The following is a 15,565-nucleotide window of genomic DNA, read 5'->3' as shown; positions in this document are numbered from 1 at the left end:
ACGTCCGGTACCGCCTCGCGTCACCGAGCGTCGAGTCTGGACCAGACGGCGCTGCGGGGCCAGCCCGAACGGGTGAGCGGGAGCGGCGTCACCGCTCCAGTGCGCTGTGCATCCGCGCGAGCCGGTCCTTCCGCTCGGCCCGCAGCGACAGCGCCGTCTCCAGGTCGACCGCCACGAACCGGGTCCGGGTGCGCGGCGCCGACTGGGCGACGACGTCGAGGTCCCCGGAGATCACCGTCGCCACCATCATGTAGCCGCCGCCGGACACCGCGTCCCGGTGCAGCACGATCGGCTCCACACCGCCCGGGACCTGGATGGAGCCGATCGGGTAGGGCGAGTCGACAATGTTCGACGGGTCCTGGCCCGCCCCGAACGGCGGCTCCCGGTCGACGGTCTCCAGCTCGCCACCGGTGTAGCGGAACCCGATCCGGTCCGCGACCGGGGTCAGCGTCCACGTGGTGTCGAGGAAGGTGGCGCGGCCGCGGTCGGTGAGCCGGTGGTCGTAGAGCCCCATCACGACCCGGACCTCGACGTCCTTCGCGAGCGACGGCCGCAGGTCCTCGGGCACGACGAGCCCGGCCCGGCCGGTGCCGGACCCGACGGGCAGGACGTCGCCCTCGGCCAGCGGCCGGCCGTCGAGCCCGCCCAGGGCGCCGAGCGCGTAGGTGGCGCGGCTGCCGAGCTTCTCCGGCACGTCGATCCCGCCGGACACCGCGAGGTAGGCCCGTGCGCCGGCCTTGAGGTAGTCGAAGGCCAGCACGTCGCCCTCGGCGACGTCGAAGGACTCCCACACCGGGCGGGGCTCGCCGTTGACCGTCGGCGTGATCGTCGCGCCGGCCACCGCGACCGTCGCCGGGCCGGTGAACACCAGCTCCGGGCCCATGTAGACGATCTCCAGTGCGGCGGCGCCGTCCGGGTTCCCGACCAGCGCGTTCGCGCAGGTCAGCGAGTACTGGTCCAGCGCGCCCGACGGCGGGATGCCCAGGTGGTAGTAGCCGGAGCGGCCACCGTCCTGCACGGTGGTGGACAGCCCGGGCTTGCGGACCTCGATGCGTGTCACGCGAGCACCTCCAGCAGGCGCTTGTTGTAGCCGTCGGGGTCGTCGAGGAACGGTTGCAGGTCGAACGCCACCGGCCGGGCGGTGATCCGGTACTCCCCCGCCTCGGCGGCGGCCTGGAGCTGGTCGTACTCGTCGCGGTCGATGCCGCGGAACTTGACCATGTCCCCGGGCCGCATGAACACCATGTGCTCGGTGAAGTCGGGCTTGGTCTGGGTCGGGTCGTAGATCGGCGCCGGGGTGATGCCGAACATCTGGTAGCCCCCGGCGCCGCGCACCGAGTAGATGCAGGAGAAGCAGCCGCCGTAGCCGACGGTCTGCTTGGGGGTGTCGGTGCGCGGGCGCAGGTACTTCGGCACCACGATCTGCCGGTCGCGGGGCACCATCTGGTACTTGAACGGCAGCCCGGCGACGAAGCCGACCATCGAGGTGAACCAGGGCGAGCCGGAGTGCGCGGCGATGAACTCGTCCACGCCGCCGTAGCCGTTGATGCGGGCCGCGTACTCGATGTCGGTGGCCTCGGGGTCCTGGTGGCGGTCGCGGAACCGCATCAGGGTCTCGGTGGTCCACGGGTCCTGGTAGAGCACCGGGATCTCGACGACCCGGCAGTCCAGGGTGACCCCGAGCGCGTCGCCGACCCGGGTCTCCAGCTCCTTCAGCTGCGCCATCAGGGCGTGCGGGTCGAGCACGTCGGGGTCGTAGCGCACCTGGTAGGACGCGTTCGCCGGGCAGATCTCCAGGATGCCGTCCGGTCGTTCGGAGCGGAGCAGGTTGGTGATCGCGACGGCCTTGAAGTTGGCCTGCAGGCTCATCTCCTCGGCCAGCTCGACGAACACGAACTCGTCGCCGCCCCAGCTGTAGCGGGCGCTCATGCGGTCCCCTTCCCTTCGGCCAGCCAGTGTTCGAGGGTCCCGGTGTGGAAGTCGGCGTCGGCGACCCACGGTTCCCCGGCCAGGGTGCGGAGCAGCCCGGCGGTGGTCGGGATCCCGGCGACGGAGAACTCGTCGAGCGCGCGCCGGGACCGGGCCAGCGCCTCGGTCCGGTCGGCACCCCACACCACGACCTTCGCCAGCAGCGAGTCGTAGTACGGCGGGACCGTCCCGTCGGGCTCCAGCCAGGTGTCGCAGCGCACCCACGGCCCGGACGGCAGCGTGACCCGCCCGACGCCACCGGGCTGGGGCAGGAAGTCCCGCTCCGGGTCCTCCGCGCAGACCCGGAACTCGATCGCGTGCCCGCGCCGGGAGATCCGGTCCTGGGTGAACCGCAGCGGCTCCCCCGCGGCGACGCGCAGCTGCTCGGCGACCAGGTCGATGCCGGTGACGAGCTCGGTGGTGGGGTGCTCGACCTGGATGCGGGTGTTCATCTCGATGAAGAAGAACTCGCCCGTCTCGTCGTCGACGAGGAACTCCACGGTGCCGGCCGAGGTGTAGCCGACCTCGCGGCACAGCGCGACGGCCGCGGTCGTCATCGCCTCGCGGGTCGCCCCGGTGATCCCCGGCGACACCGCCTCCTCGACGACCTTCTGCCTGCGGCGCTGCAGCGAGCACTCCCGCTCGAACAGGTGGACGGCGTCGCGGCCGTCGCCGAGGACCTGCACCTCGACGTGCCGGGCGCGCTCGACGAACCGCTCCAGGTACATGGTGCCGTCGCCGAAGGCCTTCTCCGCCTCGGTCGAGGCCTGCCCGAACGCGGTGCGCAGCGCGTCGGCGTCGGCGACGACCCGGATGCCCCGGCCCCCGCCGCCCGCGGCGGCCTTGAGCATCACCGGGTAGCCGACCTCCTCCGCGGCGGCGACCGCGGCGTCGGCGTCGGCGACCCCCCCGGGGGTGCCGGGCACGGTCGGGACCCCGGCGGCGCGGGCGACCTCCCGGGCGGCGACCTTGTCGCCCATCCGCTCGATCGTCGCGGCGTCCGGGCCGACGAAGGTCAGGCCCGCGCCGGCGACGGCGGCGGCGAACGACGCCCGCTCGGACAGGAACCCGTAGCCGGGGTGGACGGCGTCGGCGCCGGTCTCCTTCGCCGCGGCCAGGATCGCGTCGGCGACCAGGTAGGACTTCGACGCGGGCGAGGGCCCGATCGCCACCGCGGTGTCGGCCAGGCGCACGTGCAGGGCGTCGGCGTCGGCCTTCGAATGCACCGCGACGGTGCCGATGCCCAGGTCCCGTGCGGCCCGGATGATCCGGACGGCGATCTCGCCGCGGTTCGCGACGAGCAGCCTCATGCCGTCTCCACCACCGCCACGGGCTGGCCGGCGTCCACCTCGTCCTCGTCGCCGACCAGGAACTCGACGACGGTGCCGGTGGCGCCCGCCGGGATCTGGTGGAAGGACTTCATGACCTCGACCAGGCCGATCGCCTGGTCGTCGGTGACGGCGGCGCCGTCCTCGGCGAACGGCGGGCTGCCGGGGTCGGGACGGCGGTAGAACACGCCGGGGATCGGGGAGACGACCTCGTGTCGGGGCACTGCGGGTACTCCTTCTCAGCTGCTCAGGTGGGGCTTCAGCGCGTCGTGCACGGCACGGGCGAGCTCGACGGCGTTCGGGGTGTCGGAGTGCACGCAGACCGAGTCGGCGCGCACGGTGAGCTCGTTGCCGTTCTCCGAGGTCGCCTTCCCCTCGGTGACCGCGCGCAGGGCGCGTTCCGCGGAACGGACCGGGTCGAACGCCTCGTGCTCACGGGTGATGATCAGCGAGCCGTCGTCGCGGTAGTCGAGGTCGGCGTAGTACTCGGCGACGAACCCCGCGGGCCGGTCACCCCAGACCTGCTCGTGCACGGTGCCGACCATGCCGACCAGCGGGGCGCCGAAGACGTCCGCGGCGTCGGCGATCGCGGCGGCCACCTCCGGGTCCCGGGCCGACATGCCGTAGAGCGAGCCGTGCACCTTGACGTGGTTGAGCTCCATGTCGTGCGCTTGCAGGAACCCCGCCAGCGCGCCGATCTGGTAGACGACGCCCGCGGTCAGCTCCTCGCGGTCCAGCGTCATCTCGCGGCGGCCGAAGCCCTCCCGGTCGGGCAGCGACGGGTGCGCCCCGACCTTCACCCCGTGCCGCTCGGCCAGCGCGACCGTGCGGGCCATCACCCGCGGGTCGGAGGCGTGGAAGCCGCACGCCACGTTGGCGACGGTCACGAACGGCATGAGGCCCTCGTCGTCGCCGCAGTGGTAGATCGAGTACGACTCGCCCATGTCGCAGTTGATGTCCACCATGTCCCGGTCTCCCTCCCCTGGGTTCAGGCAGTCTGGCCGGACGCGGCGGTGATCGCCCGCCAGACCGCCTGCGGCGTCGCGGGCATGTCCACGTGGGTCACCCCGAGGTGGGCGACGGCGTCGATCACCGCGTTCACCACGGCGGGCGAGGATCCGATCGCGCCGGACTCGCCGATCCCCTTGACCCCCATCGGGTTCGTCGGCGACGGCGTGACCAGCTGCTCCAGCTCGAAGTGCGGCAGGTCGGTCGCGGCGGGCACGGCGTAGGACGCCAGGTTGCCCGCCGTCGGGTTGCCGGCCTCGTCGAAGGTGGCGTGCTCGTAGAGGGCCTGCCCGATGCCCTGGGCGATGCCGCCGTGCAGCTGCCCCTCGACGATCGTCGGGTTCACCACGACCCCGCAGTCGTCGACGGCGACGTAGCGGCGGATCCGGGTGAACCCGGTCTCGGTGTCGACCTCGGTGACGCACACGTGCGTCCCGAACGGCCAGGTGAAGTTCGGCGGGTCGAACGCCGAGTCCGCGGTCAGGTTGGGCTCCATGCCCTCGGGCAGGTCGTTCGCCAGCGACGCCGCGCCCGCCACCTCCTGGATGGTCACCGATGGCCCGGCCGTGCCCGCCACCGAGAACCGGCCCCCGGTGAACTCCAGGTCCTTCTCGTCGGCCTCCAGCAGGTGCGCGGCGATCTGCATCGCCTTGTCCAGCACCTTGCCCGCGGCCAGGTGCACCGCGGTGCCGCCGACGGCGAGGCTGCGCGAGCCGTAGGTGTCGCGCCCGAACGGCGCGACCAGGGTGTCGCCGTGCAGGACCTCGACGTCGTCGGGGTGCACACCGAGGCGGTCGGCGACGATCTGCGACCAGGCGGTCTCGTGGCCCTGCCCGTGCGGGGAGGTGCCGGTGACGACCTCGACCTTGCCACTGGTCGTCATGCGCACGGTGGCCTGCTCCCAGCCGCCGGACTGCAGCCGGACCCCGGCCGCGACCTTCGACGGCGACAGCCCGCCGGACTCGGTGAAGTTGCCGAACCCGATCCCGATCTGCACCGGGTCCGACGAGGAACGGCGGCGGGCCTGCTCGGCGCGCAGCTCGTCGTAGCCGACCAGCTCCATCGCCCGGCGCATGCAGGTCTCGTAGTCCCCGGAGTCGTACTGCACCCCGGACGGGACCGTGCGCGGCTCGAGGAACTTGGGGTGCAGGTTGCGCAGCCGCACCTCGGCGGCGTCCATGCCGAGCTCGCGGGCCAGGTCGTCCATGATCCGCTCGTGGCCGTAGGCGGCCTCCGAGCGGCCGGCGCCGCGGTAGGCGTCGGTCGGGGTGAGGTTGGTGAACACGCCCTTCGCGGTGAACGAGTAGTGCCCGAAGTCGTAGAGCCCGCAGAAGGTGAACGCGCCGAACACGGCGATGCCCGGGGTGAGCAGCTGCAGGTAGGCGCCCATGTCGGCGAGCAGCTCCACCTTCATCCCGAGGATCTTCCCGTCGCGGGTGGCGGCGACGGAGACGTCCTGGATCTGGCCGCGGCCGTGTGTGGTGGCCTGGTGGTGCTCCGAGCGGGTCTCGGTCCACTTCACCGGGGTCCTCAGCCGGCGGGCGAGGACGAGGGCGAGGAACTCCTCGGCGTAGACGTTGAGCTTCGCGCCGAACCCGCCGCCGACGTCCGGGGCGACGACCCGGATCCGGGTGTCCGGGATGCCGGTGACCGCGGCGAGGATGTCGCGCACGAAGTGCGGCACCTGGGTGGCGGTGTAGACGGTGAACCCGGCGCCGACCGGGTCCGGCACGCACACCACCGCGCGCGGCTCCATCGGCGAGGGGACGACCCGCTGCTGCAGGTAGCGCCCGGAGACGACGACGTCGGCGTCGGCGAAGGCGGTGTCGACGTCGCCGGTGGCCAGCGGCCAGGTGTAGCAGTGGTTGGTGCCCATCTCGGCGTGCACGACGGGGGCGCCGTCGGCGAGGGCGTCGGCCATGTCGACCACGGCGGGCAGCTCGGCGTACTCGACGTCGACGAGGTCGGCGCCGTCGCGGGCGGCCGCGGCGCTGGTGGCCAGGACGACCGCGACGCCGTCGCCGACGTGGTTGACCTCGTCGCGGGCGAGCGGGCGGTGGTCGGGGATGCGGATGTCCTCGGTGACCGGCCAGCCGCACGGGATGCCGGCGAGGAACTCGTCGTCGACGTCGGCGGCGGTGAGCACCGCGCGGACCCCCGGGACGGCGGCCGCGGCGGCGGTGTCGATCGCGACGATCCGGGCGTGCGGCAGCGGGCTGCGCACGAGGACCATGTGCAGGGTGCCGGGCGGGGCGATGTCATCGGTCCAGGTGGCCCGGCCGGTGAGCAGCGCCTGGTCCTCCTTGCGCTGCATGCGGGTTCCCACCCACGGTGCCGCAGCGGTACCGGTCTCCTGCGTGGCGGTCAAAGCTGTCCTTCCGACGACGACTGCGGTCCGTGCCGGACAGCGTGATCCGGAACACGCCGGGGCGGTAGTGTCCGGACTGTCCAGTTCGATGTCCGGTACACGCCGATCCGGCAGGGGGTTCGATGGCGCTGACGCTGCGCACGCTGTGTGCGAGCCGCAGTCTCGGACTGCGTCTCGCGTGTCCGTCCGCGGATCAGGATCGACCGCTCACGTGGGTGCATTCGAGCGAACTGTCCGATCCGACGCCCTACCTCGACGGCGACGAGCTGCTGCTGACCACCGGCCTCGGACCGGCGCCCGACCCGGCCGGCTACGTGGACCGGCTCGTCGCGCACGGCCTCGCCGGGCTCGGGTTCGGCTGCGGTCTGGGACACGACGACCTGCTCCCCGCGCTGCGCGAGGCCTGCGCGCGGGCCGGGCTGGCGCTGCTGGAGATCCCCGAGCGCACCCCGTTCCTGGCGCTGACCAAGGCCGTCGCCGAGGCCCGCGCCGCCGACCGCTACGCCGAGGTCGTCCGCACCGACGAGGCGCAGCGGGCGCTCACCGCCGCCGCCCTGGGCGAGGACGACCCCGACACCGGCACCGCCCGGGTGCTCGACCGGCTCACCGAGCGTCTCGACGCCTGGGCGCTGATCTCCGGGACCGACGGCCGGGTCCGCCGCTCCGCGCCCGCCGGGGCGGCCCGGCGCGCGGTCCTGCTCCGCGCCGAGATCGACCGGGTGCGGGACCACCCCGGGCCGTCCAGCGTCACCGTCGCCGTCGGGGACGGGCAGGTCGTGCTCCAGCCGGTGCGCCTGATCGGGCCCGCGGTCCTCGTCGTCGGGCGGGACCGGCGCTTCACCCCGGTCGACCGGCAGCTCATCGGGTCCGCGGTGTCGGTGCTGACCCTGGCCCACGCGCGCAGCGCCGCGGCCGGGCGGGCCGAGCGCCGGGTGCGGACCGCGGTGCTGCGGGCGCTGGCCGCGCTGCCGGGCTGCGGCGCCGAGGACGTGCTCGCCGAGACCTGGGGCCCGCTGCCCGGCGGGGACCTGGTCGCGGTCGCGCTCGGCGGGCGGGCCACCGGTGCGCCGCCGGACGTCCTGCTCGACGCCCTGGAACGGGCCCCCGGGGTCGCCTTCCACGCCGAGCTCGACGGGCAGGTGGCCGCGCTCGTCGGTGCCGGGTCGGTGCCCGCGGTGCTGGAGGTCGCCGGACAGGTGCGCGGGGTGCGGGCCGGGGTGTCGACGCCGGCGCCGGTCGGTGAGCTGGGCCGCGCGCTGCGCGAGGCGGGCCGGGCGCTCGACGCCGCCGAACGCCGCGACCGGGCGGTGCTGCGCTTCGCCGACCTCGCGGGCAGCGGGCTCGCCTCGCTGGTGCGCCCCGAGGACGCCACCGCCTTCGCCGACGCCGTCCTGGCCCCGCTGGTCCGCTACGACACCGAGCGGCGCGGCGACCTGGTCGCCTCACTGCGGGAGTGGCTGGCCCACCACGGGCAGTGGGACCCGGCCGCGTCCCGGCTCGGGGTGCACCGCCACACCCTGCGGGCCCGCATCACCCGCGCCGCCGCACTGCTGGAGCGCGACCTCGACTCCCCCGGCGTCCGCGCCGAGCTGTGGTTCGCCCTGCACACCACCGACCCCGCCTGAGGAGGCGCTACCGGGCGGCGACCGACCCCACCGTGGCCTGCGGCGGCTCGGTGGTCGCGGAGCACACCGGGCCGGGGCGCGGCACGAACGTCCCGCCGCTGCCCCCGGGCGGGGCGACCCGCAGCCCGCGCGCCTGCTCCGGGACGCAGTCGGCCTCCGGGTACGACGGGGTCGCCCGTACCCGCAGCGGCGCCGTCGCCACGGCGCCCGGGGCCAGCCGCACCCGCGCCCGGGGCCCGTCGATCGCGGCCCGCGGCCCGACGCGGGTCCCCTCGTTGCCCGCCACGAACGCGACCCCGGGATAGCCGTCGAGCACACAGGGGGCGCCGCCGGTGTTGCGGAACACCAGGTCGGCGACGGCGGCCGGGCCGTCGGTGCGGGGTGCGGTGGCGGACACGTCGAGGGTGTCGCCGGTGCACGGACCGGCCGGGCCGCCGTCGTCGGCCGGGGCGGACGCGGTGCTCGACGGGGGCGGGGTCGCGACGACGGGTGCCGGGGCCGCGGGGGCCGGGGCGGGCGGGCGCGGGGCGGGGACGTCGGGGCCCGCGGTGCCGCAGCCCGCGAGCAGGAGCAGCAGGGCGGCACCCACCCCGGCCTCGCGCGGACCCACCACCGTGACCCCCGTTCCGACGCAGGTCGCTGCGCCGATCGGCGTCATTGTGACGTGGTCGTGCCCCTCACCGGGCGGCGGGTAGGGTCCTGTGCATCGCCAACGAGATGCTCCGCCCGTGACCCCGTGGCAGCTGCTCACGCTGTTCGGTGCCGGCGTCGCGGCCGGTCTGGTCGGCGCCGTCGCCGGGCTCGCGTCGCTGTTCTCCTACCCCGCGCTGCTGGCCGTCGGGCTCCCCGCGACGACGGCGAACATCACCAACACCGTCTGCATGCTGTTCCAGGGGGCGGGCGCGGTCGCCGGGTCCCGCCCGGAGCTGCGCGGCGCCGGGCCGCAGCTGCGCCGCTGGATCGGCCCGGCGCTGCTCGGCGGCGCGGCCGGGGCCGGGCTGCTGCTGCTCACCCCGGCCGGTGGCTTCGAGCGGATCGTGCCGTTCCTGGTCGCGGTCGCGGCACTGCTGCTCCTGCGCCCGCCCCGGCCCGCGGCCGAACCGCGGCCGCCCGGGCCGGGCGTCGCGGTGGCCGTGTTCGGTGTCGCCGTCTACGCCGGGTACTTCGGCGCGGCGGCCGGGGTGATGATGCTGGCGCTCACGCTGTCGCTGCCGGGCGCGACCCTGCTGCGGGCCAACGCGCTGAAGAACGTGCTGACCTGGGCGGCGAACGCGGTCGCCGCGGTCGGTTTCGCGGTCTTCGGCGACGTCGCGTGGGCCGCGGTGCCCGCGCTGGCCCTGGGCCTGCTCATCGGCGGCCGGCTCGGCCCGGTCGTGGCCCGGCGGCTCCCGGCCCGCCTGGTCCGGATCGGCATCGCGGTCGCGGGCCTCGGCCTGGCCGTGCGGCTGTTCGTCCAGGCCTGGCTCTGAGCGGTCCCGCGCGGCCCGGCGGTGCGCCGTGGGTGGACCGGACCCTCAGCCCCGGCGGTACTCCAGCATCGCGGTGACCGGGCCGTCGGTGCGTTGCCCGTGGCGGCGCAGCCAGCCGTCGAGCTTGCCCTGCACCGTGGGCAGGTCCGGGCGCCGGTGCGGCTCGGTGCGCATCGCCTGCTTGAGCAGCGCCAGGTGCGCGGTGCGGCTCGGCAGGTGGGTGAGCTTCGCCCCCGCCGCGGCCGCCCGCAGCCCGGCGACGGCGTCGGCGGACTCCCCGCGCGGCGGGTGCCCGCTCAGCGCGAACGACACCGCCGCCGCGAGCTGCCAGGCGTCGGAGGCGGGCGAGGCGGGCTTCCCGGCCGCGGCCTCCGGCGCCAGGTAGTCGGGCGTGCCCAGGACGTAGCCGGTCTGGGTCAGCGTGGAGTCGCCCTGCTTGCGCGCGATCCCGAAGTCGATCAGGTGCGGGTGCCCCTGCGGGTCGACGACGATGTTGCCCGGCTTGATGTCGCGGTGCAGCACCCCGGCGCGGTGCGCGGTGTGCAGGGCGCCGGCGATGCCGGTCCAGATGCGGGCCGCGGAGATGTCGTCCACCGGGCCCTGCTCGCCGACGAGCTGGCCCAGGGACATGCCGTCGACGTACTGCATGACGATGACCAGCCCGTCCATGCCCTGCAGGCCCGGGTCGGACGAGGCGTGCAGCAGGTCGTAGATCTGCACGCAGCAGGGGTGGCGCATCGCGCCGAGCGCGGCGGCCTCCCGGCGGATGCGCTCCTCGGTCTCCGGGTCCGCGGCGTGCGCGGACTTGACCGCGACGGTGTGGCCGAGCTTCGCGTCGTGGGCCAGCCAGACCCCGCCGAAACCACCGGCACCGAGGCGGCGCATCAGCCGGAACCGGGGCGCCCGCGGCGGACCGCCCGCCACGGGTGCGACGAGCGTGGGCCGGCGCGGCGGCCCCGCCGGGGGGCGTCCCGCACCGGAGACCGGGCCGCGGGCCGCTCCCGACACCGGGCCGCGCAGCGGACCCGCGGCGGGGTGTGCGGCCGGGCCGGTGAACGGCGGCGGCCCGGCGGACGGGCGTCCGGCCGGGCCGGGGGCGTACCCGGCGGGCGGCAGCGCGCCGTACCCGGACGGCGGGCGGGGCGCGGCGGCGAACCCGGCGTAGGGCGCGGACTGCTCGACCGAGGACGGCCCGCGGGTGCCGTTCGTCCCGGCGGTGCCCGGGGTCTCGCGGGCGGAGAAGCGCTGGGCGAGACGCTCGGCGACGCTGGGCGTCGCGGCCGCGCCGGACTGCGGGGCGAGCCCGTCGCCGCCACCGCGCCCGGCCCGCGACGACCCGGTGCCGGTGCGTCCCGCGACGGACGGCTCGGCACGGCGCGGTGGCGCGTCGCGCCCGGCGCGGATCCGCTCGACCGTCGCCCGCGACGGCGCGGGGAACAGCGGGACGACCAGCACCCCGACCAGGCTCGCGGCGAGGATGCCGACCCACAGGTGCTCGGCGGTGCCCGCGGGGACCGCGCCGGTCAGCACGATCAGCGCGAACAGCGGCAGCCAGAAGAACTTGGCCGGCCAGCGGGGCCCGCGACGCAGCGCGGTGCGCGCCTGGACCGCGACGAGCACGGTCGCGAGCAGCGGCACGACGCCGAGCAAGGCGACGGAGGTGACCGAGGTGACGACGTCCCCGCCGATGGACCCGGCCACGGTGCCGCGGCCCAGGTAGCTGCTCTGAGTCCCCACGACGCTGCAGGTCTCGACCCGGATCGACGACGTGGCCGACGAGCTCAGGCCGGGGACGGCCGGCACACCGGCGGTGGCCCGGCTGAACACCCCGCCCGCCCCGACGAACACCGCCAGCGGGAGCAGGCCCGCCGACAGCACACCGATCCCGGCCAGCAGCACGGACTCGGCCGAGCCGTAGCCCGAGGAGGACCCCGAGCCGATCCCGCGGCGCAGCAGCGCCACCAGCGCCGCACCCGCGGTGGGCAGCAGCCCCGTCAGCACACCGAGCGCGGTGACCGACCAGGCCCAGTCCCCCGGGCACACGTCCGGCACACCGAGCCCGCGGATGCCCTCCAGCACTCCGGCGACGAGCGCCACCAGCGCGTCCACGCCCGTCCTCACCCCCGAACTCGCTCCGGGTGCGGGCCACCCGGACTGCCCACTATCGCATCACCCGGGTGGGGCCCGGCGGAGCAGCGGGTGCACGGGGGCGCGCGCGGGCGGGTGGAGCGGGGTCAGCGCACGAAGAGGTCCAGGTCGGTGTTGAACCGGTCGAGCAGCTCGGCCAAGGAGTCGCGGTCGTGGGTCGGCCAGTGCGCGATGACCTCGCGCAGCGGCGCCAGGCGGGCCTCGCGGACCTGCTCACGGGCGGCGAGCCCGGCCGGGGTCAGGGTGACGCTGACCGAGCGGGGGTCGCGCTCGTGCGGCGACACGTCGACCAGACCGGCCCGCGACAGGCGCGAGACCTGGCGGCTGGCGGTGGGCTTGGAGACCCCCAGCTTGCCGGTCAGCGCGGTGAGCGAGAGGGCGCCCTCGTCGTCGAGCAGCATGAGGACCGGGTAGGTGTAGCGGTCCACGGCGTCGTTCGCGCCGTAGCCGTTCGACCACACCGACTCCATGGTGCGGCGGACCAGCAGCGTGATCTGCTTCTCCAGCGAGTGCAGCGGGTCCTGGGTCGCCGTGGCGAGACCGCCGGTCGCCACGGTTGCGTCGTCGTCAATCGGGCCAATCGGACGTTCCGTCATGATTCGCATGCTACACACGTTGCGGGCCGCAACATTGACGATCGCAATCACGTAAGCGGATCGAAAGGTTCGTGCGCCTTCACGCAACGATGCTGCGCCGAACGGGTGTGATCAGCGACGCCCGTCGTCGAACGTGCTGGACGAACCGCCCGTTACCGGACGGAGCACTCACGTCGTGTTACCTACGTGTTGCGTCCTGCAATCATTAGCGTTGCAATCGATCTTACCGGGCGGCGCGGTCCGGGCCACGAGATCTGAGGAGGCGCTCAACCGTGTGCGGAATCTGCGGCTGGATCGACTACCGACACGACCTGGGGGCGGACGAGCACGCCCGCACCCTCGCGGCGATGAACGAGACGATGTCCTGCCGCGGACCGGACCAGCAGGGCGTGTGGGCCCAGGGGCCCGCGGCGCTGTGCCACCGCAGGCTCGCGGTCATCGACATCGAGGGCGGCCGCCAGCCGATGACCCTCGACGAGGGCGGGGCCCCCGCCCTGCACATGGTCTACTCCGGCGAGACCTACAACTTCCGCGAGCTGCGCGAGCAGCTCGCCGCCGCCGGGCACCGGTTCCGGACCTCCAGCGACACCGAGGTCGTGCTGCGGGCGCACCGCGAGTGGGGCGCGAAGGACCCCCGCGACGTCGCCCGCCGGCTCAACGGCATGTTCGCCTACGCCCTGTGGGACTCCGGCACGAACGAGCTGGTGCTGGTGCGTGACCGCCTGGGCATCAAGCCGCTGTACTACTACCCCACCCCGCACGGGGTGCTGTTCGGCTCCGAGCCCAAGGCGATCCTGGCCAACCCCGAGGCCGAGCGGGTCGTCGACGCCGAGGGCCTGCGCCGGGCGCTGGCGTTCGTCTCCGACATGTCCAACGCGGTGTTCCGCGGCATGCGCGAGGTCCCCCCGGGCTGCGTGGTCCGGGTCTCCCGCGACGGCGTCCGCGAGGAGCGCTACTGGGAGCTCACCGACACCGGGCACACCGACGACGTCGACACCACCGTGCACCACGTCCGCGAGCTGCTCGAGGACACCGCGTTGCGCCAGCTCTACGCCGACGTCCCGCTGTGCACGCTGCTCTCGGGCGGGCTGGACTCCTCGGCGCTCACCGCGCTGGCCGCGAAGCACGTCGACGGCACCGTGCGGTCGTTCGCGGTGGACTTCGTCGGCTACGCCGACAACTTCGTCGCCGACGACGCCCGCGGCACCCCCGACTCCCCCTACGTGCACGAGGTCGCCGAGTACGTCGGGACCGCGCACCGCGACATCGTGCTGCGGACCGAGGACATGATGGACCCGGCCGTGCGCCGGGCCACGGTGCACGCCCGCGACCTGCCCGCCGGCATCGGCGACATGGACTCGTCGCTGTACCTGCTGTTCTCCGCGATCCGCAAGGAGTCCACGGTCGCGCTGTCCGGGGAGTCCGCCGACGAGGTGTTCGGCGGCTACCGCGACTTCCACGACCCGGAGACCGTCGCCGCGGACACCTTCCCGTGGCTGGCCGGGCGGATGATGAACGCCGACCAGTCCGACCCCGGGCTGTTCGACCGGGCCCTGTGGGACAAGCTCGACGTCCCCGGCTACCTCGACGACCAGTACCGGACCGCGCTCGCCGAGGTGCCCGAGCTGACCGGCCCGGCCGCCGACGACCCGCACGAGCGCCGGATGCGCGAGATCTGCTACCTCTACCTGACCCGCTGGCTGCCGGTGCTGCTGGACCGCAAGGACCGGATGAGCATGGCCGTCGGGCTCGAGGTGCGGGTCCCGTTCTGCGACCACCGCCTCGTCGAGTACGTCTTCGGCACCCCGTGGGCGCACAAGAACTTCGACGGGCGCGAGAAGTCGCTGCTGCGCCACGCCACCAAGGACCTGCTGCCCGAGACGGTGGTCCAGCGGGTCAAGAGCCCCTACCCCTCCACCCAGGACGACTCCTACGAGAAGTCGCTGCGCGACCAGGTCGCCGAGATCGTCGGGCAGGGCGACGACGCGCCCGTCGCGCCGCTGGTGGACCGGGCGGCGGTGCAGCGCCGGCTCGACGAGGGCGGCGGGCACGAGGCCAACTCGATGGGCCGCCGGATGCAGCTGGAGCGCATCATCGACCTGAACACCTGGATCGGCGACTACGACGTGCAGCTCTCGCTGTAGCCCCGTGGCAGGTTCGCCCCGTGGGTGGTTGTGTGGGTACCGACCCGCACGACCACCCACGAGGTGAGGCCACATGGGACTGACCCGCACCGACGGCCCGCTGTCGCCGTACGCGCCGACCACGGTGAACTACGCGATCGACGGCCCGCCGCACAAGCTGCTCATGCATCCGTTCCCGAGGCGGGTGCGGGCGGAGTTCGCCGGGCGCACCGTGCTCGACACCCGTGGCGGGTTCCTCGTCCACGAGTCGAACCTGCTGCCCGTGCTCTACGTCCCCGAGGCCGACCTCGACCAGGACGTCCTGGTCGCGACCGACCACACCACGCACTGCCCGTTCAAGGGCGACGCGTCCTACCGCTCGCTCGTCCTCGGCGACCGGACCGCGGAGAACGCCGTCTGGCACTACCCCGAGCCCGTCGCGGCCGCGCCCTGGCTGCGCGGGCTCGCCGCGCTGTACTGGAACGCCGCCGACGCCTGGTACGACGAGGACGAGCAGGTCTTCGCCCACCTCACCGACCCCTACACCCGGGTCGACGTGCGCCCGACCCACCGCGAGGTCGTGGTCACCCACGTCGCGACCGACGGCGTCGAGACGGTCCTGGCCCGCTCGGAGCACCCGTGGGTGCTGTCGGAGACCGGGCTGCCGAACCGCTGGTACCTGCCCGCCGCCGACGTCGCCGTCCCGACCACGCCGAGCGGGCTGCGCACCCGCTGCCCCTACAAGGGCGAGGCGCACTACGAGCACGCCGACCTGCCCGGCGGGACCCGGCTGGCCGACGTGTTCTGGCACTACCCCGACCCGCTGCCGGAGTCGGCGCGGGTCGCGGGGCTGCGTGCCGTCGCGGGCGGCAGCCGGGACGACGGCTCCCGGGTCGTGGTCACCGTCGACGGCGCCGAGGCCTGAGGGGACC

At 74.6% G+C, this 15,565-nt stretch carries 13 protein-coding genes; 4 read left to right on the top strand and 9 right to left on the bottom strand.

The features are described from left to right. Window positions 1–88 precede the first annotated feature (88 nt). Genes DMP17_RS32405 through DMP17_RS32380 form a run of 6 tightly spaced genes read right to left on the bottom strand, consistent with a single transcriptional unit; the run spans window position 89 to window position 6,618 of the window. Complete coding sequence (locus tag DMP17_RS32405) at window positions 89–1,060, bottom strand: biotin-dependent carboxyltransferase family protein (RefSeq protein WP_226365149.1); 972 nt, start codon at window positions 1,058–1,060, stop codon at window positions 89–91. Beyond that, window positions 1,057–1,929 (bottom strand): 5-oxoprolinase subunit B family protein, encoded by an 873-nt coding sequence (locus tag DMP17_RS32400; RefSeq protein ID WP_337831526.1) that lies wholly within the window; start codon window positions 1,927–1,929, stop codon window positions 1,057–1,059. The genes DMP17_RS32405 and DMP17_RS32400 overlap by 4 nt, the downstream gene beginning before the upstream one ends. Continuing rightward, window positions 1,926–3,278, bottom strand: coding sequence for an acetyl-CoA carboxylase biotin carboxylase subunit (locus tag DMP17_RS32395; protein WP_226357130.1), 1,353 nt, complete (start codon window positions 3,276–3,278; stop codon window positions 1,926–1,928). Before DMP17_RS32395 ends, DMP17_RS32400 begins: the two co-directional genes overlap by 4 nt. Next, window positions 3,275–3,520, bottom strand: coding sequence for an acetyl-CoA carboxylase (locus DMP17_RS32390; RefSeq protein WP_020625095.1), 246 nt, complete (start codon window positions 3,518–3,520; stop codon window positions 3,275–3,277). Before DMP17_RS32390 ends, DMP17_RS32395 begins: the two co-directional genes overlap by 4 nt. Window positions 3,521–3,535: 15 nt before the next feature. Continuing rightward, window positions 3,536–4,261, bottom strand: a complete 726-nt coding sequence (pxpA, locus tag DMP17_RS32385; protein WP_337831525.1) for a 5-oxoprolinase subunit PxpA — start codon at window positions 4,259–4,261, stop codon at window positions 3,536–3,538. 23 nt (window positions 4,262–4,284) lie between these two features. After that, on the bottom strand, window positions 4,285–6,618 hold the full coding sequence (locus DMP17_RS32380) for a xanthine dehydrogenase family protein molybdopterin-binding subunit (RefSeq protein ID WP_337831524.1): 2,334 nt from the start codon (window positions 6,616–6,618) through the stop codon (window positions 4,285–4,287). A 176-nt stretch (window positions 6,619–6,794) separates the two neighbouring features. On the opposite strand from DMP17_RS32380, the gene DMP17_RS32375 reads away from it, so the two are divergent. Continuing rightward, a complete protein-coding gene (locus DMP17_RS32375; RefSeq protein WP_337831523.1) occupies window positions 6,795–8,297 on the top strand; it encodes a PucR family transcriptional regulator in 1,503 nt (500 codons plus the stop codon). A 7-nt stretch (window positions 8,298–8,304) separates the two neighbouring features. On the opposite strand, the gene DMP17_RS32370 is transcribed toward DMP17_RS32375, so the two are convergent. Continuing rightward, window positions 8,305–8,955 (bottom strand): DUF4232 domain-containing protein, encoded by a 651-nt coding sequence (locus DMP17_RS32370; protein WP_337831522.1) that lies wholly within the window; start codon window positions 8,953–8,955, stop codon window positions 8,305–8,307. A gap of 70 nt (window positions 8,956–9,025) precedes the next feature. Between DMP17_RS32370 and DMP17_RS32365 the strand changes: the two genes are divergently transcribed. Then, window positions 9,026–9,766 (top strand): sulfite exporter TauE/SafE family protein, encoded by a 741-nt coding sequence (locus DMP17_RS32365; protein ID WP_226365155.1) that lies wholly within the window; start codon window positions 9,026–9,028, stop codon window positions 9,764–9,766. A gap of 45 nt (window positions 9,767–9,811) precedes the next feature. Here the strand turns inward: DMP17_RS32365 and DMP17_RS32360 are convergent, their stop codons facing one another. Continuing rightward, window positions 9,812–11,875, bottom strand: coding sequence for a serine/threonine protein kinase (locus tag DMP17_RS32360; RefSeq protein ID WP_337831521.1), 2,064 nt, complete (start codon window positions 11,873–11,875; stop codon window positions 9,812–9,814). Window positions 11,876–12,000: 125 nt separating this feature from the next. Beyond that, window positions 12,001–12,510 carry a MarR family winged helix-turn-helix transcriptional regulator gene (locus DMP17_RS32355; RefSeq protein ID WP_308819161.1) on the bottom strand — a complete coding sequence of 170 codons (510 nt, stop codon included), beginning with the start codon at window positions 12,508–12,510 and terminating at the stop codon, window positions 12,001–12,003. Between the two features lie 272 nt (window positions 12,511–12,782). On the opposite strand from DMP17_RS32355, the gene asnB reads away from it, so the two are divergent. Then, the gene (asnB, locus tag DMP17_RS32350) at window positions 12,783–14,654 is read left to right on the top strand and encodes an asparagine synthase (glutamine-hydrolyzing) (protein WP_337831520.1); all 1,872 of its coding nucleotides are present in this window, start codon (window positions 12,783–12,785) and stop codon (window positions 14,652–14,654) included. A 73-nt stretch (window positions 14,655–14,727) separates the two neighbouring features. Continuing rightward, window positions 14,728–15,558 (top strand): DUF427 domain-containing protein, encoded by an 831-nt coding sequence (locus DMP17_RS32345; protein WP_226365158.1) that lies wholly within the window; start codon window positions 14,728–14,730, stop codon window positions 15,556–15,558. The last annotated feature ends 7 nt before the right edge of the window (window positions 15,559–15,565 follow it).

It is taken from the genome of Pseudonocardia sp. TMWB2A (assembly GCF_017312135.1).
This window is presented reverse-complemented; position numbering and strand designations above follow the sequence as displayed.